We start from the raw sequence: 19,214 nt of genomic DNA on the forward strand, positions 1-19,214 counted from the left end.
GTGTGCGCAGGACAGCGCACACGTGCAAGCCGCGGCCAAGCCCCCATGAATGAGGTCACGGCGTCCGCGCTGGCCCCACCCACCCGGCCAGCCCCCAGGAAGCAGGCATTCCGCGACCAAGCCACGAGGGGCTGTGCCGTTGGCTGGAAACTACGGCCACCAGCCTTGCCCGAACCGGGCGAAATGATCGGCCGCCCGCTCGAACGGATTGCGCGCACTCACCCCGCCACACAGCAGGTACACCGGCAGGTACAGCGGCCCCAGCACCATGTACTGGTAGACATGCGCACGCTCATGGTCGTCCAGCCGGATCAGCGGCTCCACGCCCCACCCCGCCTGATGCGCGTAGGTCCGGCAGGAAATGCCAAGATCGTGGCCCGTGTGCAGGATCACATTGCCCAAGGTGATCGCCCCACCCGGCCCCCACGGCCAGCGGTCGAACACCAGCGCGCAGTCACGCCGGCTCCAGCGCAATGTCGCGCCGCCGAGCATGCCGGCCAGCCCACCCATCAGGCCGATCAGGGTGTTGGGCAGGGTCCACACCGCGCCCAGCACCTGCAGCGCGCGCAGCCAGATCGGCCAAGGCCGGGAGGCGGTGTTCAATCGGCCTCGTTCGGCATCAGCAGCCACAGGATCAGGTAGACCAGGATGCCGGGGAAGGCCGCCGAGGCCAGCGACAGCAGCACGTAGACCACCCGCAGAAGGGTGGCATTCCAGCCGAAGCGATGGGCAATGCCACCCATCACGCCGGCGATCATGCGGTCGTTCAATGAACGCGACAGTGTCTTGGGCGTGGTGTTCATGGCGGCGGCTCCGGGCAACGGACAGGGCAGTCGAGCGTGGCTCGACTCTACACCCTGCCCATGTCTACGGCGTGCGGTGACGCAGCGCCTGCAGGCGCGCACCGAACCAGGTGGCTGCGGTCTGTTCAGGCTGCCCCGGGCACTGGATGCGATAGGGTTTGCCGCTCATGCTGCTCTGGCTGGCGGCGCGCTCGATGAACTGCTCGGCGCTGTCCACCATGTCCTTCTTCAGCAGATAGTCGTACTTGCGCTGCAGATGCGCGCGCGCATCGCCGCCGTCGTACCAGCTGCCATTGCGCTGGAACCGGCACTGGGAGCCGTCCAGGCTGGCGATCAACTGGGCGATCTCCCGCCGTGCATCCGCACTGGGTGCGGCCTGGGCAAGGGGCGCTGCCAGCAGTACCGCAAGAATCAACAAAACCCGGTACGTCATCATCCCTCCAAGTCAGTCGAGCAGGGCTCGACTCTACAGGTCGCGCGCCTTCAGCCAACCATCGATCGTGGCCGGCACTTCGCGCTGCGCGCGCCCGGACACGTAGATGCCGATATGGCCACCGCGGAAGCTGGACTCGGTGTAGTCGTCCGTGCCCAGGCGCCCGCGCATCGCGCGCGAGGCGTCCGGCGGCACCAGATGATCCTGCTCGGCGTAGATGTTCAGCACCGGCAGCGTCACCTGCGACAGGTCCACTGCTTCCTCGCCGATCCTTACCGTGCCCTTCATCAGGCCATTGGCCTGGTAGAACTGCTTGATGAAATCGCGGAACGCCTCGCCCGCCAGGTCCGGCGAATCGAAGATCCACTTCTCCATGCGCAGGAAGTCCTCCAGCGCCGCCTTGTCATCGAGGATGTCGAGCAGGCCGACGTACTTCTGCACGTTCAGGCGGAACGGCTTGAGCATCAGGTAGCTGGCGTTCATCAGGTCGGCCGGGATGTTGCCCAGCGTATCGACCAGCAGGTCCACGTCCACCTGCCGCGCCCAGTGCGAGAGCATGTTGTCGGCGGTCTGGAAATCGACCGGGGTGACCATGGTGATCAGCTTGCCCAGCTTCTGTTGGCGCAACGCTGCGTAGCACAGCGCGAACACGCCGCCCTGGCAGATGCCGAGCAGGTCGACCGGGCCACCACTGCGCACGCGCAGCGCATCGACCGCTCCGTCGATGTAGCGCAGCAGGTAGTCCTCCAGGGTCTGGAAGCGTTCGGACCGGTCCGGGTAGCCCCAGTCCAGCACGTACACGTCCTGGCCCAGCGCCAGCAGCTTCTGCACCAGCGAACGGTCGGCCTGCAGGTCGACCATGTACGGCCGGTTGACCAGCGCGTAGACGATCAGCAGCGGCGTGCGCCGGGTCGGCGCCTGCTCACCGACGAAGCGATACAGCACCACCTTGCCGTCGCGCCAGACTTCCTCGCGCGCGGTCACGCCATAGTCCACGTCTTCCACCTGCGGCAGCAGCTTCAGCCCTTCCATCAGCTTGCGCTGCATGGCCAGGCTCTCCTGCATCAGGTCATCGGCGTTGAAGCCCAATGGTCCCTTCATCGGTCACGCGCCCGAGCGGAAGCGCGAGGTGCGGCCTTCTTCGCAGATGTCTTCTTTGCAGATGTCTTCTTCGCAGGCGCCTTCTTTGCCGGCGCGGCCTTCTTCGCGGCCTTGCGCGCAGTTGGCTTCACCTTCGCCGGCGCCGGCTGCGCCACCGGATCGACCTCAGCGGTTCCGGCCAGCACAGCCACCTGCGCCTGCAGGCGGCGCAGGCTGCGCTCCAGCTCGGCGATGCGGCGGTGTGCGGCATCCATCTCGCTGCGGGTCGGCAGGCCGATCCGTTCACTCATCTGTTCCACCTCCCGCTGCAGGCCGGCGCGCAGGCGCATCTGCGCGTTGCCCAGCGAGGCGTACACCTGCTGGAACGGTTCGGACATGGCGACCTTGGCGTAGGCCTCCTCGGCAACTTCGATCCACAGGTCGAACATCGCGCGGGCGCTGGTCAGCTGGCTGCCGGGCTGTTCGTGCTCGGCCAGGCGCTGCTCGAACAGCGCAAAGGCTTCGTCCAGTGCCTGCTTGATCTGATCGACATAGGCGCGCGAATGCTGCTGGTATTCCTCCTGCGCACGCAGCAGGGCCTGCCAGCGCGCCTGGTGCTCGCGGCCGGGGCCGAATGCCGGGCTCTGCAGCCACGGGCCCGCCTGCAGCTGGAACTGCTGCAGCCAGGCGGCGAATTCGGGTATCGCGGCGCCGGCGTGCGTGCTGCCACGGGCGCCCTGCAGCATCCACTGGAGCATGCCGTCGCCCTGCCCCTGCACCGCCTCGCGCCAGGCCTGGGCCACATCGGCACTGCTGGCGTCGCGGCCCGCAAACCGTGCGGCGACCTCCTGCATGGTGCCGTACCAGCTGCCCGCCTGTTCGCGGAACCGGCGCACGGCATCTTCCGGCGCGCCCTGCGCCTGCTCGGGCAACAGCTGGCCCCACCAGTCGAACAACCGCTGCCAACTGCCGGGATCGTCACCGGCGGGTGCGCCGGGCGTGCTCGCATGGCGCAGGGCATCGCCCCAGGCGCCGAAATACTGCCGGGCCAGGGTTTCGAAATCGCTGCTGCCGGTGTCGTGGGCCGAGCTGGTCATCGCAGGCCTCCGCAGGGCTGGCTCATGGCTTGGGAATACGCAGGGTCTTGCTGATCATCAGCGACCCGGACAGGGCGAACAACAGCACCATCGGGTGCAGCTGCCACGGGCCGATCTGCCACTGGCCGAACCAGATGTTCTGGCCGATGGCATCGGTGCCGGCGGCAATCGCCAGTACGATCACCAGCACCAGGCTGGTCGGGATCGGGGTGCCCTCGAAATACGTGACCTTGCCCTCGTCGCCGGCGAGCGCCTCGGCAGTGACGTTGTAGCGTGCCAAGCGGCTAACGCCGCAGCAGACGAAGTAGCTCAGCACCAGCCAGTCCCATCCGCCCTGCATGCCGCAGGCATAGGCCAGCGCCGCCGGCGCCACGCCGAAGGAGATCACGTCGGACAGCGAGTCCAGCTCGCGGCCCAGGGTGGAGCTGGACTTGCGCCAGCGCGCGATGCGCCCGTCGAGGGCGTCGAAGATGAAGGCCAGCGGGATCAGCGCCATGCCGAACAGCAGATAGCCGCGCTCGCCGTCCTGCAGGAAGCGCATCGCGGCAAAGACCGCACCGGTGCCGCAGAAAGCATTGGCCAGGGTGAACCAGTCGGCCAGCTGGAATTCGCGCAGCATCGAGAAGTGACGTTTCATGGGGTCTCACGGAGCATCAAGGCCCACAGGTTACCGCGAGCGCCGCCGCTGGCGACAGCGCTGGCGCGGCCGATCCTTCACCGCCCCCTCACCCGTCGTCACCGGCGGTGAATTTTTCGCCACCCATCTTGACAGCCTAGGGGGGTGGCGCCTGTCGGGGCTTATCCACAAAGTTGCCCACGCGTAATCCACACCCCCTGTGGACAACCAGATCTCACCGACTGCGACGGTGGACATTTCCTCATCACTCTTCCGCGGGGTTTCCCTACTTCCCAAGCCGCAGAGTCGGCGCTATGGTCACCGGCGGGCCCGCCGCCGCCGCGTCCGATTCCTGGTGACGGGCGGCGATGATGCCGGATGCTTCCACCTGCCGCTGGCGCAGCGGCCCTGAAGTGGTAGAGCCGGCCGCTGGCCGGCTGCCCCGACCGTTCCGCGTTGCCGGCCAGCGGCCGGCACTACCCAGCGTGCACCCGCCGCCAGCGCTCGAAACAGAACACCTGCATCACCAGCATCGCCAGCAACCCCAGCGGCCACGCCCACCACACGCCGGCCAGCCCGTGCTGCGCCTGCATCCACATCGCCAGCGGCAGCTCCAGCAGCAATACCGCCGCCATGCCCAGCAGCGCTGGCCGCCATACCGTGCCACTGCCGCGCATCACCCCTACCAGCACGGTGCTGCCGCCCATCGCCAGCACGCCCCATGCCACCGTGCGCAACTGCAGCGTGGCCAGTTCACGCGCTTCGGCAGCCACCAGGATCAGGCCGGTCAGCCAGGGCGCAAGCGCCATCACCAGCAGCACCACTGCACTCAGCATCGCCAGTCCAAGCAGCACGCCGGTGCGGGCGATGCCGGGCAGCCGTGCCGTACGCCCCGCGCCCATCGCATGCGCCGCAAGGATGGTGGCGGTAATGCCCAGTGACATGGCCGGCAGCTGCACCCAGCTCATCAACTGGTTGACCGCACCGTAGGCCGCCGTGGCCGTGTAGCCGTAGCGGTTGATCCAGCCCAGCAATACGATCTCGGCAATGGCCAGGCTGAGCATCTGCAGCGAAGACGGTACGCCGATGCGCAGCATCGCGCGGATGAGCGCGCCATCGAAACGGATGGCACGCAACTGCTCGTGCCCTGGTGCCAGGGGATGTCCTACCCGATGCCAGCGCCACAGCAACCAGCCCAGGGCCAACAATGAGGCAAACGCCGCCGATACAGCCGCACTGGCCGACCCCAGCCGCGGCAGGCCGGTCCAGCCCAGGATCAGCAGCGGCGTGCACAGCAGGCCGACCACCGTGGCCAGCAGCAGCGCCTGCAGCGGCGTCTTTGCATCGCCCACTGCGCGGCTCACGGCAGTGGCCAGCCACAGCAGGAAGAACACCGGAGCCGCCAGCAACAGCACGCGCGCGTACACGATGGACTCGCCGAGGATCGCTGCCGGCGTGCCCAGTGCCGCCAGCAGCTGTGGCGCGAAACCGCCGCCCAGGGCCATCACCAGCACCGACAACAGCAGGATCAGCGCCACCGCGCTGCCGGCCACCGCGCGCGCCTGTTGCGGGCGGCCCGCGCCCCAGGCCTGGCCGATCAGCACCATCGCGCCCGTGGCCAGGCCCATCACCAGGGCCAGCAGCAGGAAAAAGACCGGGAAGAACGCCGCGGCCGCAGCCACCGCCTGTGTGCCAAGCAGGTGGCCGAGATAGATGTTGTCCAGCGTGCCTGCGGCCAGCTGCAACGCATTGGTCAGCAGCATCGGCAGCAGCAGCGTCAGGTAGGTGCGCCACAGCGGGGGTGCTGCCGGAGGTGTCGGATGTACAGGGGGGCTCATGGGATTCTCTGGGCAAGGCGCCGCCCTGCCCGGCGTTTCCGCCAGCAAAGCAAGCACAGGGGAAGCGGGCCGCGGCCCGCGATCAGATGACGCCGTCGCTCAGCAACGGCGCGATGGCTCAGCCGTCAGCGTCTTCGAACGCCAGCCGCAGGGCGTGGTCGCGCACATCCCTGGGCCAGGAATGCAGCGCTGCTTCCAGGCCCACGCGGTCATGCGCGAACAGCACCCGAATGGCCTCCTCGAAGCCCGGCAGGTCACCGGCGATGGCCTGCAGGAAGTGATAGGTACGCTCGATGTGGCGGCGCTGCCGATCCTCGTCGGCACCGGCACGGCTGGCCGCTTCCACCAGCCTGCGCAGCACCACCGAGGCCCCACCCGGCTGTTCGGCCAACCACGCCCAATGCCGCGGCAGCAGCGTCACTTCGCGGGCGACCACGCCCAGTCTGGGGCGGCCACGGCCACGCGGGGTTGCGGGTGCCTCTCCGGTAGTGACGTCGGCATCCGCCTCCACGGCGGAGGGAAACGCTTCGGTCACCCGCGCCAGCAGCTCTGTGTCGCTGCCGCGCGTGTCGAAATCGCGGGTTCGCCCGCTGGCGTTGTCGAACACCAGCAGCGGACCGGCTGCGTTGTCGGCACGCAGCTGTTTCAACGCCAGCGCTGCCACTTCCGGGGTACCGGAAGCGACCAGGCGATGGCCGTCGAAACAGCTGAAGGGAGGAAGTCGGGACACAGGCATGGCAATGGCATCAGAGGCGATGCGTGAATATTGCCCGGGTAATTTTACCGAGTCAATATTGTCCGGGTATTAATTTGCCAGAAGAGCGTGCCAACCAAGGTTGGCACCCACCCGATTCGTCACCTCACAGCCGGCTGTAGGACCAACTGACCATGCGGCCGTCCTTGTACGGCATCACGCCGTGGAACGGGCGCGGGTCGGCGTCGAACACCAGCGGCAGGAAGTTGCGGTCGCCCTCCCACATCGGCAGCGTGTCCAGCTTGTCCAGGTCCACCCACTCCAGCGTGCCTTCATGGTTGCCGCCGTGCGGGGTGCCTTCGAAAGTGTCGATGACGAACACGAAGCCCAGCCAGTCTTCACCGTGCTTGCCGAAGCCCGGCCAGCTGAGGGTGCCGCGCAGGCGCATGCCGGTGCAGTCGATGCCGGCTTCCTCGGCGATCTCGCGACGCATGCTGGCTGCCACGTCCTCGTCCGCTTCGATCTTGCCGCCCAGCCCGTTGTACTTGCCCAGGTGGTGGTCACCCGGACGGGTGTTGCGATGGATCATCAGCACCTGGCGACGATCAGGCGACAGCACGTAGCCCAGGGTGGCGACGATCGGGGTGTACGGCATGGGCGGCATCCAGCGGCAGGTCAGCCGTGGATTATGGCCGATCAGCGCACCAGCGACAGGCGGCGCTCGGCGGGTGTGCCTGCGCCATCGGGATCGCGGCGCAGGGTGGCCACGCCGTGACCGCGCTCAGCCAGGTATTCCAGCCACTTGCCGAGGAAGGTGTTCATCCGCATGCGGTGGCTGATCAGCTCGGCCGGCGGCGGGTACAGGCCCATCGTGTCCTGCCAGCGGCGGCCGACGTAGCAATGGGTGGTCTCGGCCTGGCGTGCGTCACGGTAAAGGCGCACATACGCCGAGGGATCCGGCTCACCGGTGACCGGGTCGGCCAGGTCGTAGGTCAGGCGCAGTTCCACCGTGTAGCGGTGGCACTCGATCACGTCCAGGCGTACGTCCAGGCCGTCGCCGATCGAGGAAATGTAGCTGCCCGCCACCAATCCGGCCGGTTCGAACAGGCGCACCAGATGGCGGTAGTTCTCCGCGTACAGGCCCATGAGCCAGCTCAACCGGCTCAGGCGGGGAATACGTTCGGTGCGGGGCGAGGCTTGGGCCATGGGTCGATCCTACACGTTGGTGCTTCAACGTGGGGGCGCCTCAAGCCACAGCCAACCCGACAACGACGATCCCCGTGTAGAGCCGAGCCCATGCTCGGCTGCTGTTCGGGAAGAACCCGGCGGCCCAGCCGAGCGTGGGCTCGGCTCTACAGGGCGAAGTGCGGCGCGCCGGAAAGGCTCAATACAGCTCGCGCTGCAGCCCCAGCGTGGCCAGCACCTTGCTGGAAATCTCCTCGATCGAGGTATGCGTGGTGCTCAGGGTCGGGATCCGCTCCATGCGGAACATGGTCTCGGCCGCAGCCACCTCGCGCTTGCAGGTCTCCAGGTTGGCGTAGCGCGAGTTCGGACGGCGCTCCTGGCGGATCTGCTGCAGCCGGTCCGGATCGATGGTCAGGCCGAACAGCTTGCGCCGGTAATTGCGCAGTCGCGGCGGCAGGCGATCGCTTTCCAGGTCTTCGTCGGTCAGCGGGTAGTTGGCCGCGCGTACCCCGTAATGCAGGGCCAGGTAGATGCAGGTCGGCGTCTTGCCCGCGCGCGACACCGCCACCAGGATCACGTCGGCATCGTCGTAGTTCACCGCGATGCCGTCGTCATGCGTCAGGGCGAAGTTCATCGCGTTGATGCGACGGTGGTAGGTATCGAAATCGACCATGCCGTGGGCCTGGCCGACCCGGGCCAGGCGCGGGCTGGCCAGTTCACGCTCCAGCGGCTCGATGAACGGCGCGAACACATCCAGCATCAGCGCCCCGCTGTCGGCCAGGATCAGGCTCAGGCTCTGGTCCACGCAGGAGTTCACCACGATCGGCCGGACCTGGTAGCGCTCCCCTGCCGCCTGGATCCGGGCACAGGCTTCACGCGCTTTTTCGGGGTCGTCGACAAACGACATGCGGTCGGTAATGAAGCTGAACCCGGAGAACTGGGTCAGCAGGCTATGCCCAATGGTTTCAGCGGTGATACCGGTTCCATCGGAAACGTAGAACACCGGACGGATGGTCGACATGCGCGCTTTTACCCCCTACGAAGCTTAAAAAGGCCGCCAGCACAAGCTTGTGCCGACGGTGCTCTGCCCGGCATCATATCGGCTTCTTCCTACGGACGCGGCCACTCAGCCCGCCTCGGGCGATGGCCAAACGGAGCATCGCGCTTGAACGAGAACATCCTGTGGTTGCACGAACTGCGTCTGGCCGATCTGGCCCGCGTAGGCGGCAAGAATTCGTCGCTGGGCGAGATGATCGGCAACCTGGCCGGTCTGGGCGTTTCGGTGCCGGGCGGTTATGCCACCACCGCTGAAGCCTTCAAGGACTTCATTGCGCACAACGATCTGTCCAAGCGCATCTTCGACAGGCTGGCCACGCTGGACGTCGAGGACGTCAACGCGCTGACCGCCGCCGGCAAGGAAATCCGCAGCTGGGTGATCGATGCGCCGCTGCAGCCGCAGCTGGACCAGGACATCCGCACCGCTTACGCCAAGCTGAGCGCCGACAACGGCGGCGGCGACGTGGCCGTGGCCGTGCGTTCCTCGGCCACCGCCGAGGATCTGCCGGATGCCTCCTTCGCCGGCCAGCAGGAAACCTTCCTCAACGTCACCGGTGCCGACGACGTCGTGCACAAGGTCAAGGAAGTGTTCGCCTCGCTGTACAACGACCGCGCCATCGCCTACCGCGTGCACCACGGCTTCAAGCATGAGGACGTGTTCCTGTCCGCCGGCGTGCAGCTGATGGTGCGTTCGGGCGTCGGTTCGTCCGGCGTGCTGTTCACCCTGGACACCGAGTCCGGCTTCCGCGACGTGGTGTTCGTCACCTCTTCGTTCGGCCTGGGCGAAATGGTCGTGCAGGGCGCGGTCAATCCCGACGAGTACTACGTCTACAAGCCCACCCTGCAGGCCGGCAAGCCGGCGATCCTGCGCCGCTCGCTCGGCAGCAAGGCGATCCGCATGGTGTACTCGGATGTCCCGGGTGAGCGCGTCAGGATCGAGGACACCCCGGCCGAGCTGCGCAACACCTTCTCGATCAGCGACGAGGACGTGCAGGAACTGTCCAAGCAGGCGCTGGTCATCGAAAAGCACTACGGCCGCCCGATGGACATCGAGTGGGCCAAGGACGGTGTCAGCGGCAAGCTGTTCATCGTGCAGGCGCGCCCGGAAACGGTGAAGTCGCGCAGCCACGCCACCCAGATCGAGCGCTTCGCGCTGACCGAGAAGGGCGGCAACGTGCTGGCCGAAGGCCGCGCCGTCGGCGCCAAGATCGGCTCGGGCGTGGCCCGCGTGGTGAAGACGCTGGACGACATGAACCGCGTGCAGCCGGGCGACGTACTGATCGCCGACATGACCGATCCCGATTGGGAACCGGTGATGAAGCGCGCTTCGGCCATCGTCACCAACCGTGGCGGCCGTACCTGCCACGCCGCGATCATCGCGCGCGAGCTGGGCGTGCCGGCCGTGGTCGGTTCGGGCAACGCCACCAAGGTGATCGAAGATGGCCAGCTGGTCACCGTCAGCTGCGCTGAAGGCGATACCGGCTTCATCTACGAAGGAAAGCTCGGCTTCGAGCGCACCACCACCGATCTGGGCAACATGCCGCCGGCACCGCTGAAGATCATGATGAACGTGGCCAACCCGGAACGTGCCTTCGACTTCGGCCAGCTGCCGAACGCCGGCATCGGCCTGGCCCGCCTGGAAATGATCATCGCCAGCCACATCGGCATCCACCCGAACGCGCTGCTGGAATACGACCGCCAGGATGCGGCGACCAAGAAGAAGATCGACGAGAAGATCGCCGGCTACGGTGATCCTGTCAGCTTCTACGTGGACCGCCTGGCCGAAGGCATCGCCACGCTCACCGCCTCGGTTGCACCGAACCCGGTGATCGTGCGCCTGTCGGACTTCAAGTCCAACGAGTACGCCAACCTGATCGGCGGCAGCAACTACGAGCCGCACGAAGAAAACCCGATGATCGGCTTCCGCGGCGCCAGCCGTTACGTCGACCCGAGCTTCTCGGCCGCCTTCGCGCTGGAGTGCAAGGCCGTGCTGCGCGTGCGCAACGAAATGGGCCTGGACAACCTGTGGGTCATGATTCCGTTCGTGCGCACCCTGGAGGAAGGCCGCAAGGTCGTCGAGGTGCTGGAACAGAACGGCCTGAAGCAGGGCGAGAACGGCCTGAAGATCATCATGATGTGCGAAGTACCGTCCAACGCACTGCTCGCCGATGAGTTCCTGGAGATCTTCGACGGCTTCTCGATCGGCTCCAACGACCTGACCCAGCTCAGCCTGGGCCTGGACCGCGACTCGTCGATCGTCGCGCACCTGTTCGACGAACGGAACCCGGCAGTGAAGAAGCTGCTGTCGATGGCGATCAAGGCCGCACGCGCCAAGGGCAAGTACGTCGGCATCTGCGGCCAGGGCCCGTCCGATCACCCGGATCTGGCCGAATGGCTGATGCAGGAAGGCATCGAGTCGGTGTCGCTGAACCCGGACACCGTGGTCGATACCTGGCTGCGCCTGGCCAAGCTGAAGGCCAACGGCTGATGCCGTAATGGGCTGACGTCGCTTTCATCGACGTCCGCACATACTGCTGCCGCACGCAAGCCCCGCCTCTGCGGGGCTTGCTGTTTCTGGCGTCCGTGCACGCCACGCGCACCTCGCGCCTGTCCCTCAGCAGCAAAGGAACTCCCGCATGATCGCCGCCGCCCGACCCGCCCCCGCCGCAACGCCCTGGTTCCACTCGCTCGACTGGGAGCGCCTGCTGGAAACCTACGGCGTACCGTTGCTGGCCGCGATCGTGGTGCTGCTGGTCGGCCTGTGGGTGGCACGACGCCTGTCCAACGCGATGCCGCGCGCTACGGCTCGCATGGGTGTGGACCCGATGCTGGGCAGCTTCCTGCGCAACGTGGTGTATGCCGCATCGCTTGTGATCGTGGTGGTGCTGGCGATCGGCACGCTGGGCGTGCAGATCACCCCGTTGCTGGCCGTGCTCGGTACCGCTGGCCTGGCCGTCGGCCTGGCATTGAAGGATTCGCTGTCCAACATCGCCTCGGGCGTGATGCTGGTGACGCTGCGACCGTTCCGTGTGGGCGATGTGGTCACCGTGGCCGGACAGACCGGCACGGTGCGCGAAGTGCGCATCTTCCAGACCGTCATCACCGGTGCCGACAACCAGCACACCACCATTCCGAACACGCTGATCACCGCTGCACCGATCATCAACCTCACCGCCGAACCGACGCGCCGCGTCGAACTGGTGATCGGCATCGGCTATGAAGACAACATCCAGCTGGCGCGCGATACCGCGCTGGCGTTGATGAAGGCCGACCCACGCGTGCTGCAGACACCGGCACCGGACGTGGTGGTGTATGAGCTGGGCGCGCACGCCATCAACCTGGGCATCCGCTGCTACGTGAAGTCGGCCGACTGGTTCGGTACCAAGGTCACGCTGCTGGAGCAGCTGAAGCTGGGCTATGACAAGGCCGGCATCAACATCCCGTACCCGCAGCAGGACATGCACCTGTACCTGCATGGAAAGGATGGCGGGGTGATAGAGGCTGACGCGCTGGTGCGCGACAAGCCCTGATCCATGCCGGTAGTGCCGACCAACGGTCGGCACCCACCCATCGGCGATACGACATTGGAATGCCGGCCAGGATCAGGCCGCGACGCTCTCTTCCAGCGTCGGATAATCGGTGAAGCCCGCCGCGCCACCGCCAAAGAATGTCGCACGATCCGGCGGATTCAGCGCCGCACCGGTACGCAGTCGCTCCGGCAGGTCCGGGTTGGCGATGAACGGGCGACCGAAGCCGATCAGGTCAGCCCAGCCTTCAGCCAGTGCCTGCTCGGCGCGTTCGGCGGTGTACTTGCCGGCGTAGATCAGCGTGCCCGGGTAGACCATGCGCAGCGCCTGCTTGAACGCCACCGGCATCAACGGTGCATCGTCCCAGTCGGCTTCGGCGATGTGCAGGTAGCCCACGCCCAGCTCACCCAGCAGGTGCGCCGCGGCCAGATAGGTCGCCTGTGGCGTATCGTCCACCGCACCCTGCAACGTCGTCAGCGGCGCCAGACGGACACCGACGCGGTCACCACCGGCTACGGCCGTCACCGCCTGCACGACCTCGCGCAGGAACCGCAGCCGGTTCTGCAACGCGCCGCCATAGCCGTCGGTGCGCCGGTTGGCCTGCGAGTCGATGAACTGGTTGATCAGGTAGCCATTGGCCCCGTGCAGCTCGACGCCATCGAAGCCGGCGGCCAGTGCATTGCGGGTGGCCTGTGCATAGTCGGCGACGATGCCCGGAATCTCGTCTTCGCGCAGCGCGCGCGGCATCGAGTGCTGGATCATCTCGCCCACGCCCGCTTCCGGGCCAGCGCCTGCAGGGTCGACAAACACCTTCACGCCTTCGGCCAGCAGCGCCGACGACGACACCGGTGCGGCACCACCCGGCTGCAGGGCCACGTGCGAGACCCGGCCCACATGCCACAGCTGGGCGTAGATGCGGCCGCCAGCGGCATGCACGGCATCGGTCACCCGGCGCCAGCCCTGCACCTGTTCCGGGCTGTGGATGCCCGGGGTCCAGGCATAGCCCTGGCCCTGCGGGCTGATCTGGGTGCCTTCGCTGACGATCAGGCCAGCACTGGCACGTTGGGCGTAGTAGGCGGCCATGTCCGCGGTGGCGACGTTGCCGTCGGCGGCACGCGAGCGGGTCATCGGCGGCATCACGATGCGGTTGGGCAGGGTCAAGGCGCCCAGGCGGTGGGGAGTGAACAACATGGCGGCGATCTCTTGCGGGGGGGGGACTGCCGCAAAGGATGGGGATGCCAGCTGCCAGGCAACAGGCATGTACTGGCAAAACAATTGTTCCCCGAAGGCAAGGATGACCGGCCGGGGGGCAGAGCCCCTTCCTGCGGAACGGGATCCGACCCCGCGCGCAACCGGGGTCGGATCCCTTTGCAACGCAAAGGGCTCCGACCCCGAAGCCGGTTACAGCGTGGGCTCGATCAGTACGCCGCCATGCGCCACGCGGTCATAGCAGGCGCGCACCACGTCTTCCCCGTACTTCAGCTCCAGCCGACGCACGATGAAGTGGCCGCGCGCCATGTCCTGGTAGTAGTCGGTGAACATGGTATTCAGTGTTGCACCGGCGGCGGCACCGACGATCGGCACCGCCTGCGCAGCGAATTTCTCGGTAACCACCACGCCGAAGCGCGCCGCCACCTTCTCCACCATCTTCGCCAGCAGCTTGCCAGCTTCCTTTGGCGCCACGCCCAGGGTCAGGTCGCGGCCGGTCACCACGCGCCCGGCCAGCTCGGCCGACAGGTGGCGCATCACATCCGTGGTGAAGCCGCGGGCCAGGTAGTAGCCGGTCTCGCTGGCATCATCGCGCGGCGAGTTGCCGCCCAACGCGAACACCTCCAGGCACGCCTGGCGGGTGCTGAACTCGGACAGGTCGAAGCCCTCGCTGCGGGCCACGTCGGCCACCGCACGCATCATGATGGTGGTCGACACCGGCAGCTCGATGAACAAGGCCGCGAAGCCGAAGGCCCCACCGACCGCGCCCGAGGTGGCCGCCGCCAGTTTGTGCCAGCGGGTGGACGCCCCCTTGCCGGGGCTGTTGTCCATGCTCCACAACGCGGCCTGCGCCGATTTGCTCAGCGCCGCCTGCACAGCACCGTGGATGCGGTTGGAGACCGAGCTGGGCAGCGCCTTCACCGCGAACTCCAGCGGCGTGCCGACCAGGTTGGCCATGCGCGCGGTCAGGGTCGGCGCTTCCAGCAGGGCCACCGCGCGCTGCAGGTCGGACCAGTCGCGGGCGTCATGGGCGATGTCGCGGGGGAGCAGGATCGGCTCGTTCATGGCGCCGATCTTAGCGCCAGGAAGTTGAACGGTTCGTCGCGGGGTACGACAGAGGGGGCAGAGCCCTTTCCGCAGGAAAGGGATCCGACCCCGGCGCCTTGCCGGCCAGCGGCCGGCACTACCCGTTGGCGTGTCATCCGATAGCGCCGGGCCATGCCCGGCGTCGTTATTCAGGCAACCGGCAGCCCCGACAGCGCGCCCATGAACTGGCGGTAGTGGCGCAGCTCAGCGATCGAATCGTGCACGTCGCTCAGCGCGGTGTGGTTGCTGTTCTTGCCGACGCCGGCGGCCACGCTCGGCGCCCAGCGCTTGGCCAGTTCCTTCACCGTGGACACGTCCAGGTTGCGGTAGTGAAAGTACTTCTCCAGTCGCGGCATCTGGCGGTGCAGGAAGCGGCGATCCTGGCAGATCGAGTTGCCGCACATCGGCGACAGGCCGGCCGGGATCCACTGCGCCAGGAAGTTCACCGTCTGCGCCTCGGCCTGGCCCAGGGTGGTGGTGCTGTCCACCACGCGCTGCCACAGGCCCGAGCGGCGGTGCTGGTTGCGATTCCACTCGTCCATCGCTTCCAGCGTTTCCAGCGGGTGGTGGATGGCGAATTCCGGCCCTTCGGCCAGCACGTTGAGCTGGGCATCGGTGACCACGGTGGCGATCTCGATGATCGAATCGTTGTCGGTATCCAACCCGGTCATTTCCAGGTCGATCCAGATCAGTCGCTCGTTGGCCGCGCCGTTGTCCGCCATGTGTCGCCTCGTTGCTGGGCAGGCGCGCGGCCTGCCGGTGATGGAAAGAGGCGCCCATCATACCGGTTCGCCCCCTCAGGCCTCACCGGCATGGTCTTCCAGCAGCAGCGGCGGCTTGCCACGCTTGGCACGGAAATAGTTGGTCAGGCGCATGCTGGCCTCCTTGGCCAGCACCCCACCGTGGATCTCCACCCGGTGGTTGTGGCGGGCATCGCCCAGCAGGTCGAACACGCTGCCGCAGGCGCCGGTCTTGGGGTCGCTGGCGCCGTAGACCAGGCGGGCAACGCGTGCATGCACGATGGCCATCGCGCACATCGCGCACGGTTCCAGGGTCACGTACAGGGTGCTGCCGAGCAGCCGATGATTGGCCAGCCGCGTGCCACCGGCCCGCATGGCCACGATCTCGGCATGCGCACTGGGATCGTGCGAGGCGATGTTGAGGTTCCAGCCCTCGCCCAGCAGCTGGCCATCGGCGCCCACCAGTACCGCACCAACGGGGATCTCGTCGTACTCGCGCTGCGCACGCTCGGCCAGCGCCAGCGCATGGCGCATCCAGTGTTCATCGGCGTCGTGCACCGGTACACCCAGGGCGTCGGTCATGGCGGTTCTCGCGTGTCTGCAGGGCCAGGATGGCCGCCGGGGCCGCATTGTACGCCCGCGGCCGTGCAGGCGCCGCTAACGCGCGTCGAAGCGCTCGCGGGCGGCGTCCAGCGCCGGGAAATTGTGCTCGGCCCAACGGTCCAGGGCGGACAGCGTGTCAACCAGTCCACGTGCGACCTCGGTCAGCCGGTATTCCACATGCAGTGGCTTGCTGCCTCGCTCACACCGCTCGACCAGGCCGTTGCGCTCCAGCTGCCGCAGGGTCTGGGTCAACACCTTCTGCGAGATCCCTTCGATCTTCCTCAGCAGCGCGCCATTGCGTTGCGGGCCCTGCGCCAGCGCCGGCAACAGCAGCATCACCCACTTGCCGGAGATCAGCGCCAGCGCATCGCGTGCCGAGCAATCGGCGGCATAGACATCGCCCGGATAGGCCATGGTTACCTCAAGGTGCGTAATTGCCGGGGCATACCGGCGCCGCGAGGATGGTCGCACACTCCTCGAACACCTCGCCCCATGCGCGCCCTGATCCTGCTTGCCCATCCCGAACCCCGCTCCTTCAACGCCCACCTGGCCGCGCAGGCCGCGGAGCAGCTGCGGCATGACGCGCTGCAGGTGGACGTGGTCGACCTGTATGCAGAGGGCTTCGATCCGCTGGAAGCGGCCCACCATCATTCAAGTCGCCTGCAGCCCGGCCGTTTCGATGCCCAGCGCGAACAACGCCACGGCGCCGAACAGGGTCGGCTGCCCGCCGATGTGCAGCGCCATCTGCAGCTGCTGCAGGCCGCGGATCTGGTCATCCTGCAGTTCCCGCTGTGGTGGTTCGCGCCGCCGGCAATCCTCAAGGGCTGGCTGGATCGCGTGCTGGTTTACGGGCCGATGTACAACAGCCGCCTGCGCCACGAGCACGGCGCGATGCGCGGCAAGCGTGCGTTGCTGAGCGTCACCACCGGCTCATCGGCACGGGCCTGCGCCGTCGACGGCCGCGAGGGAGATACCCGGTTGTTGCTGTGGCCCTTGATGTACAGCCTGCGCTACGTCGGCTTCGACGTGCTGGAGCCGCATCTGGTGCATGGCGTGCGTTCCGGGCTGGCAGCGGAGCGCGTGCAGGCACACGACGAGGCATTGGCTGCAGCAACCCACTACTACCGCGAACGCCTGGCGCAATGGCCGCGGTGGCCCACCGTGCCCTTCAACGACAGCGGCGATTTCGAGGATGGCGTGGTGCTGCGCGCGGAGGCCACTGCCTACAGCCCCTTCATCCGCCATCGCAACACCGGATGAATCCACGCCTGCGCGCTGGGTCGGGACGCGCCATACTACGCGCTCTTTGCAAGCACCTTGGTGAACCCATGACCACCCTCCGTCCCTCGCGCGCCGACGACGGCGCCGCCCTCGTCGACCTCTGGCGCCGCGCCGTCGACGCCACCCACAACTTCCTCAGCGCCGACGACCGCCAGGCCATCGATGGCGAAGTCGCCGGCTTCCTGCCGCAGGCTCCGATGACCGTGGCCGTCGACGCTCAGGACCGCCCCCTTGGCTTCATGCTGATCGACGGCACGCACATGGAAGCGCTGTTCATCGATCCGGACGTACGCGGCACCGGTATCGGCCGGCAGTTGCTGCAGCACGCGCTGGCCCTGCATCCGCAGCTGAGTACCGACGTCAACGAACAGAACGCGCAGGCCGTCGGCTTCTACCAGCGCATGGGCTTCGTCGAAACCGGACGTTCACCGCTGGATTCGCAGGGCCGCCCGTATCCCCTGATCCATCTCCGGTACAACGGCTGACATTCGACGGATGTTCGAGGCCCGCCCCGATCATCAGGCCGTGGCCTCGAATGCCGGCGAGTACTGCACCTCTCCCTGCGCCATCGGTGGCCGCAGGCACAGCGCCTGGAAGTACTCTGGCGGCACACCCGGCAGCACCAGGCCCGGCTCGGCGCGGAATCCGAATCGACCGTAATACGCGGGTTCTCCCAGCAATACGCAGCCCTGTGCCCCCTGCTCACGCAATGCGCCGAGCGCCGCGTGCATCAGCGCCGCACCGATGCCCTGCCCCTGCCATCCGGGCAGTACCGAGATTGGCCCCAGGCCAAACCAGCCGGTGCTGCCATCGCTGATCGTCACCGGCGACAAGGCAACATGTCCGACGACCTCCCCGTCCTTCTCGGCGACCAGCGAAAGACTCAGCTCTCCACGCGAACGCAGCGCATCCACAATGAACTGCTCGGTGTGGCTGCTGTGCGGGGCTTCGCGGAAGGCCGCCTCGGTGAGTGCATGGATGACAGCGTGGTCTTCGCGGGTTTCAGGGCGGATCGTGCAGTTCAAGGACAACACCTTTGATGAAGTGATGGACATGTGAATGATCGATTCCGGTCACGGATTCAGCTGCGAACCTGCGTCGGCGTCAGAGCCAACGCGACGATCGGATGCCCTGTGCGGCAAGCGATCTGCCGGCGGCGCGCCCCGGGAGCGTCAAAAATCCGTCTCCAAGGGTGGCACAGGGCTCCCGGCACGCTCCATAATCGAGAAACCTGCCACCCAGGAAGGATAGACGGACATGGACGCACGATGCAGGATCGGGCCATGGGTGTAGCGCACCTCGCACACAGGGGACGGCCGCTGCTGGCAGTGCTCGCCCTCGTCCTGCTGGCGGCATGCTCGCCCTACGCCGATGCAGAGCGCGACGTCGCCGCGGGTGGACGCGGCCTGGCCAAACTCAACCCGGCGCCGAAGCAGGCCTATGAGCTGGTGCTGACACTGAAGGGCGCGCCAGGCCCGTTCGCGGTTGTTGAGGGCGTGGCCCAGTATGACGTGAGCAACTACGGAGACTGCGGGAGGGTCATCTGGTCCACCGGCACGGCCAGCCGCATCACCAGCCAGGAACCGGTGGAACTGCGCAGGACGGGCGAGAACGAATACCGCGGTACGTTCTACCTCGACCGCATGCAGGACCAGGACTATTACGATCGCGGTACGTGCCACTGGACGCTGACCGGCGTTGGCGCGATGTTGCGTGCCACGACCGGCGAAGCTGATACGCGATTCCTGACGTTCATCGACAAGAAGCGCATGGACGCGGGATCGCCGTTGACTCTCTACTATCCGAAGACTGCTTATCCCCGCGCCGAGCTCGCTGCCAACTTCCCTGCCAGCGGCAAAGAAGATCCGTCGGCCTACAAGGAGGAACTGCGCGACGCGCTGTTCTCGACCACAACCACTGTGCGGACGCTCGCGCCATGAGCTGCCAGTGCCACATTTCCCCCTAC

The 19,214-nt window shown here is 67.0% G+C and carries 22 protein-coding genes; 5 read left to right on the top strand and 17 right to left on the bottom strand.

Annotated elements, in window-relative coordinates; genetic code table 11:
- Positions 1–150 precede the first annotated feature (150 nt).
- The 11 genes from ACT6SE_RS12440 to ppsR form a co-directional block, all read right to left on the bottom strand.
- Complete coding sequence (locus ACT6SE_RS12440) at positions 151–603, bottom strand: hypothetical protein (RefSeq protein WP_046431279.1); 453 nt, start codon at positions 601–603, stop codon at positions 151–153.
- A complete protein-coding gene (locus ACT6SE_RS12445) occupies positions 600–803 on the bottom strand; it encodes a PspC domain-containing protein (RefSeq protein WP_014647543.1) in 204 nt (67 codons plus the stop codon). The genes ACT6SE_RS12440 and ACT6SE_RS12445 overlap by 4 nt, the downstream gene beginning before the upstream one ends.
- Positions 804–867: 64 nt before the next feature.
- A complete protein-coding gene (locus ACT6SE_RS12450; protein ID WP_014647544.1) occupies positions 868–1,236 on the bottom strand; it encodes a YfeK family protein in 369 nt (122 codons plus the stop codon).
- Positions 1,237–1,269: 33 nt separating this feature from the next.
- On the bottom strand, positions 1,270–2,337 hold the full coding sequence (gene phaC / locus ACT6SE_RS12455; protein ID WP_046431281.1) for a class III poly(R)-hydroxyalkanoic acid synthase subunit PhaC: 1,068 nt from the start codon (positions 2,335–2,337) through the stop codon (positions 1,270–1,272).
- Positions 2,334–3,413: a class III poly(R)-hydroxyalkanoic acid synthase subunit PhaE gene (gene phaE / locus ACT6SE_RS12460; protein ID WP_014647546.1), complete on the bottom strand. Its 1,080-nt coding sequence runs from the start codon at positions 3,411–3,413 to the stop codon at positions 2,334–2,336. The genes phaC and phaE overlap by 4 nt, the downstream gene beginning before the upstream one ends.
- 22 nt (positions 3,414–3,435) lie before the next feature.
- Positions 3,436–4,050: a CDP-alcohol phosphatidyltransferase family protein gene (locus ACT6SE_RS12465; RefSeq protein WP_014647547.1), complete on the bottom strand. Its 615-nt coding sequence runs from the start codon at positions 4,048–4,050 to the stop codon at positions 3,436–3,438.
- A 455-nt stretch (positions 4,051–4,505) separates the two neighbouring features.
- The gene (locus ACT6SE_RS12470) at positions 4,506–5,867 is read right to left on the bottom strand and encodes an MATE family efflux transporter (RefSeq protein WP_046431286.1); all 1,362 of its coding nucleotides are present in this window, start codon (positions 5,865–5,867) and stop codon (positions 4,506–4,508) included.
- A 118-nt stretch (positions 5,868–5,985) separates the two neighbouring features.
- Positions 5,986–6,603: a DUF2239 family protein gene (locus ACT6SE_RS12475; protein ID WP_046431289.1), complete on the bottom strand. Its 618-nt coding sequence runs from the start codon at positions 6,601–6,603 to the stop codon at positions 5,986–5,988.
- Positions 6,604–6,727: 124 nt separating this feature from the next.
- The gene (locus ACT6SE_RS12480; RefSeq protein WP_014647550.1) at positions 6,728–7,216 is read right to left on the bottom strand and encodes an NUDIX hydrolase; all 489 of its coding nucleotides are present in this window, start codon (positions 7,214–7,216) and stop codon (positions 6,728–6,730) included.
- A 41-nt stretch (positions 7,217–7,257) separates the two neighbouring features.
- Positions 7,258–7,767, bottom strand: a complete 510-nt coding sequence (locus ACT6SE_RS12485) for a DUF1249 domain-containing protein (RefSeq protein WP_032956108.1) — start codon at positions 7,765–7,767, stop codon at positions 7,258–7,260.
- Positions 7,768–7,945: 178 nt separating this feature from the next.
- The gene (gene ppsR, locus ACT6SE_RS12490; RefSeq protein ID WP_014647552.1) at positions 7,946–8,767 is read right to left on the bottom strand and encodes a posphoenolpyruvate synthetase regulatory kinase/phosphorylase PpsR; all 822 of its coding nucleotides are present in this window, start codon (positions 8,765–8,767) and stop codon (positions 7,946–7,948) included.
- A gap of 144 nt (positions 8,768–8,911) precedes the next feature.
- Here ppsR and ppsA point away from each other — a divergent pair, with 144 nt between their 5' ends.
- Both ppsA and ACT6SE_RS12500 read left to right on the top strand, forming a co-directional pair.
- Positions 8,912–11,290 carry a phosphoenolpyruvate synthase gene (ppsA, locus tag ACT6SE_RS12495; protein WP_014647553.1) on the top strand — a complete coding sequence of 793 codons (2,379 nt, stop codon included), beginning with the start codon at positions 8,912–8,914 and terminating at the stop codon, positions 11,288–11,290.
- 148 nt (positions 11,291–11,438) lie between these two features.
- Positions 11,439–12,332, top strand: a complete 894-nt coding sequence (locus ACT6SE_RS12500) for a mechanosensitive ion channel family protein (protein ID WP_049420856.1) — start codon at positions 11,439–11,441, stop codon at positions 12,330–12,332.
- A gap of 72 nt (positions 12,333–12,404) precedes the next feature.
- Here ACT6SE_RS12500 and ACT6SE_RS12505 read toward each other — a convergent pair whose 3' ends face one another.
- The 5 genes from ACT6SE_RS12505 to ACT6SE_RS12525 all read right to left on the bottom strand — a co-directional run bounded on the left by ACT6SE_RS12505 (position 12,405) and on the right by ACT6SE_RS12525 (position 16,381).
- A complete protein-coding gene (locus ACT6SE_RS12505) occupies positions 12,405–13,520 on the bottom strand; it encodes an alkene reductase (RefSeq protein ID WP_014647555.1) in 1,116 nt (371 codons plus the stop codon).
- 210 nt (positions 13,521–13,730) lie between these two features.
- Positions 13,731–14,603 carry an EcsC family protein gene (locus ACT6SE_RS12510; protein ID WP_046431294.1) on the bottom strand — a complete coding sequence of 291 codons (873 nt, stop codon included), beginning with the start codon at positions 14,601–14,603 and terminating at the stop codon, positions 13,731–13,733.
- A 170-nt stretch (positions 14,604–14,773) separates the two neighbouring features.
- Positions 14,774–15,346 (bottom strand): oligoribonuclease, encoded by a 573-nt coding sequence (orn, locus tag ACT6SE_RS12515; RefSeq protein ID WP_014647557.1) that lies wholly within the window; start codon positions 15,344–15,346, stop codon positions 14,774–14,776.
- A gap of 75 nt (positions 15,347–15,421) precedes the next feature.
- Positions 15,422–15,946 (bottom strand): tRNA adenosine(34) deaminase TadA, encoded by a 525-nt coding sequence (gene tadA / locus ACT6SE_RS12520; protein WP_014647558.1) that lies wholly within the window; start codon positions 15,944–15,946, stop codon positions 15,422–15,424.
- Between the two features lie 75 nt (positions 15,947–16,021).
- Positions 16,022–16,381, bottom strand: a complete 360-nt coding sequence (locus ACT6SE_RS12525; RefSeq protein WP_032961582.1) for a winged helix-turn-helix transcriptional regulator — start codon at positions 16,379–16,381, stop codon at positions 16,022–16,024.
- Between the two features lie 78 nt (positions 16,382–16,459).
- Here ACT6SE_RS12525 and ACT6SE_RS12530 point away from each other — a divergent pair, with 78 nt between their 5' ends.
- Positions 16,460–17,227, top strand: coding sequence for an NAD(P)H-dependent oxidoreductase (locus ACT6SE_RS12530; RefSeq protein ID WP_046431296.1), 768 nt, complete (start codon positions 16,460–16,462; stop codon positions 17,225–17,227).
- A gap of 68 nt (positions 17,228–17,295) precedes the next feature.
- The gene (locus ACT6SE_RS12535; protein ID WP_014647561.1) at positions 17,296–17,733 is read left to right on the top strand and encodes an acetyltransferase; all 438 of its coding nucleotides are present in this window, start codon (positions 17,296–17,298) and stop codon (positions 17,731–17,733) included.
- Positions 17,734–17,766: 33 nt separating this feature from the next.
- On the opposite strand, the gene ACT6SE_RS12540 is transcribed toward ACT6SE_RS12535, so the two are convergent.
- On the bottom strand, positions 17,767–18,273 hold the full coding sequence (locus ACT6SE_RS12540; protein WP_046431297.1) for a GNAT family N-acetyltransferase: 507 nt from the start codon (positions 18,271–18,273) through the stop codon (positions 17,767–17,769).
- 258 nt (positions 18,274–18,531) lie between these two features.
- Here ACT6SE_RS12540 and ACT6SE_RS12545 point away from each other — a divergent pair, with 258 nt between their 5' ends.
- A complete protein-coding gene (locus tag ACT6SE_RS12545; RefSeq protein ID WP_046431298.1) occupies positions 18,532–19,188 on the top strand; it encodes a hypothetical protein in 657 nt (218 codons plus the stop codon).
- Positions 19,189–19,214 lie beyond the last annotated feature (26 nt).

The organism is Stenotrophomonas sp. LC732 (assembly GCF_052446685.1).
GTDB lineage: Bacteria > Pseudomonadota > Gammaproteobacteria > Xanthomonadales > Xanthomonadaceae > Stenotrophomonas > Stenotrophomonas muris.

Bases quoted from the DNA above. Each gene is read 5' to 3' on its own strand.
- ACT6SE_RS12445 (WP_014647543.1), bottom strand. From the start codon at position 803: ATGAACACCACGCCCAAGACACTGTCGCGTTCATTGAACGACCGCATG.
- ACT6SE_RS12450 (WP_014647544.1), bottom strand. From the start codon at position 1,236: ATGACGTACCGGGTTTTGTTGATTCTTGCGGTACTGCTGGCAGCGCCC.
- phaC (WP_046431281.1), bottom strand. From the start codon at position 2,337: ATGAAGGGACCATTGGGCTTCAACGCCGATGACCTGATGCAGGAGAGC.
- phaE (WP_014647546.1), bottom strand. From the start codon at position 3,413: ATGACCAGCTCGGCCCACGACACCGGCAGCAGCGATTTCGAAACCCTG.
- ACT6SE_RS12465 (WP_014647547.1), bottom strand. From the start codon at position 4,050: ATGAAACGTCACTTCTCGATGCTGCGCGAATTCCAGCTGGCCGACTGG.
- ACT6SE_RS12470 (WP_046431286.1), bottom strand. From the start codon at position 5,867: ATGAGCCCCCCTGTACATCCGACACCTCCGGCAGCACCCCCGCTGTGG.
- ACT6SE_RS12475 (WP_046431289.1), bottom strand. From the start codon at position 6,603: ATGCCTGTGTCCCGACTTCCTCCCTTCAGCTGTTTCGACGGCCATCGC.
- ACT6SE_RS12480 (WP_014647550.1), bottom strand. From the start codon at position 7,216: ATGCCGTACACCCCGATCGTCGCCACCCTGGGCTACGTGCTGTCGCCT.
- ACT6SE_RS12485 (WP_032956108.1), bottom strand. From the start codon at position 7,767: ATGGCCCAAGCCTCGCCCCGCACCGAACGTATTCCCCGCCTGAGCCGG.
- ppsR (WP_014647552.1), bottom strand. From the start codon at position 8,767: ATGTCGACCATCCGTCCGGTGTTCTACGTTTCCGATGGAACCGGTATC.
- ACT6SE_RS12500 (WP_049420856.1), top strand. From the start codon at position 11,439: ATGATCGCCGCCGCCCGACCCGCCCCCGCCGCAACGCCCTGGTTCCAC.
- ACT6SE_RS12505 (WP_014647555.1), bottom strand. From the start codon at position 13,520: ATGTTGTTCACTCCCCACCGCCTGGGCGCCTTGACCCTGCCCAACCGC.
- ACT6SE_RS12510 (WP_046431294.1), bottom strand. From the start codon at position 14,603: ATGAACGAGCCGATCCTGCTCCCCCGCGACATCGCCCATGACGCCCGC.
- orn (WP_014647557.1), bottom strand. From the start codon at position 15,346: ATGGCGGACAACGGCGCGGCCAACGAGCGACTGATCTGGATCGACCTG.
- tadA (WP_014647558.1), bottom strand. From the start codon at position 15,946: ATGACCGACGCCCTGGGTGTACCGGTGCACGACGCCGATGAACACTGG.
- ACT6SE_RS12525 (WP_032961582.1), bottom strand. From the start codon at position 16,381: ATGGCCTATCCGGGCGATGTCTATGCCGCCGATTGCTCGGCACGCGAT.
- ACT6SE_RS12530 (WP_046431296.1), top strand. From the start codon at position 16,460: ATGCGCGCCCTGATCCTGCTTGCCCATCCCGAACCCCGCTCCTTCAAC.
- ACT6SE_RS12535 (WP_014647561.1), top strand. From the start codon at position 17,296: ATGACCACCCTCCGTCCCTCGCGCGCCGACGACGGCGCCGCCCTCGTC.
- ACT6SE_RS12545 (WP_046431298.1), top strand. From the start codon at position 18,532: ATGGGTGTAGCGCACCTCGCACACAGGGGACGGCCGCTGCTGGCAGTG.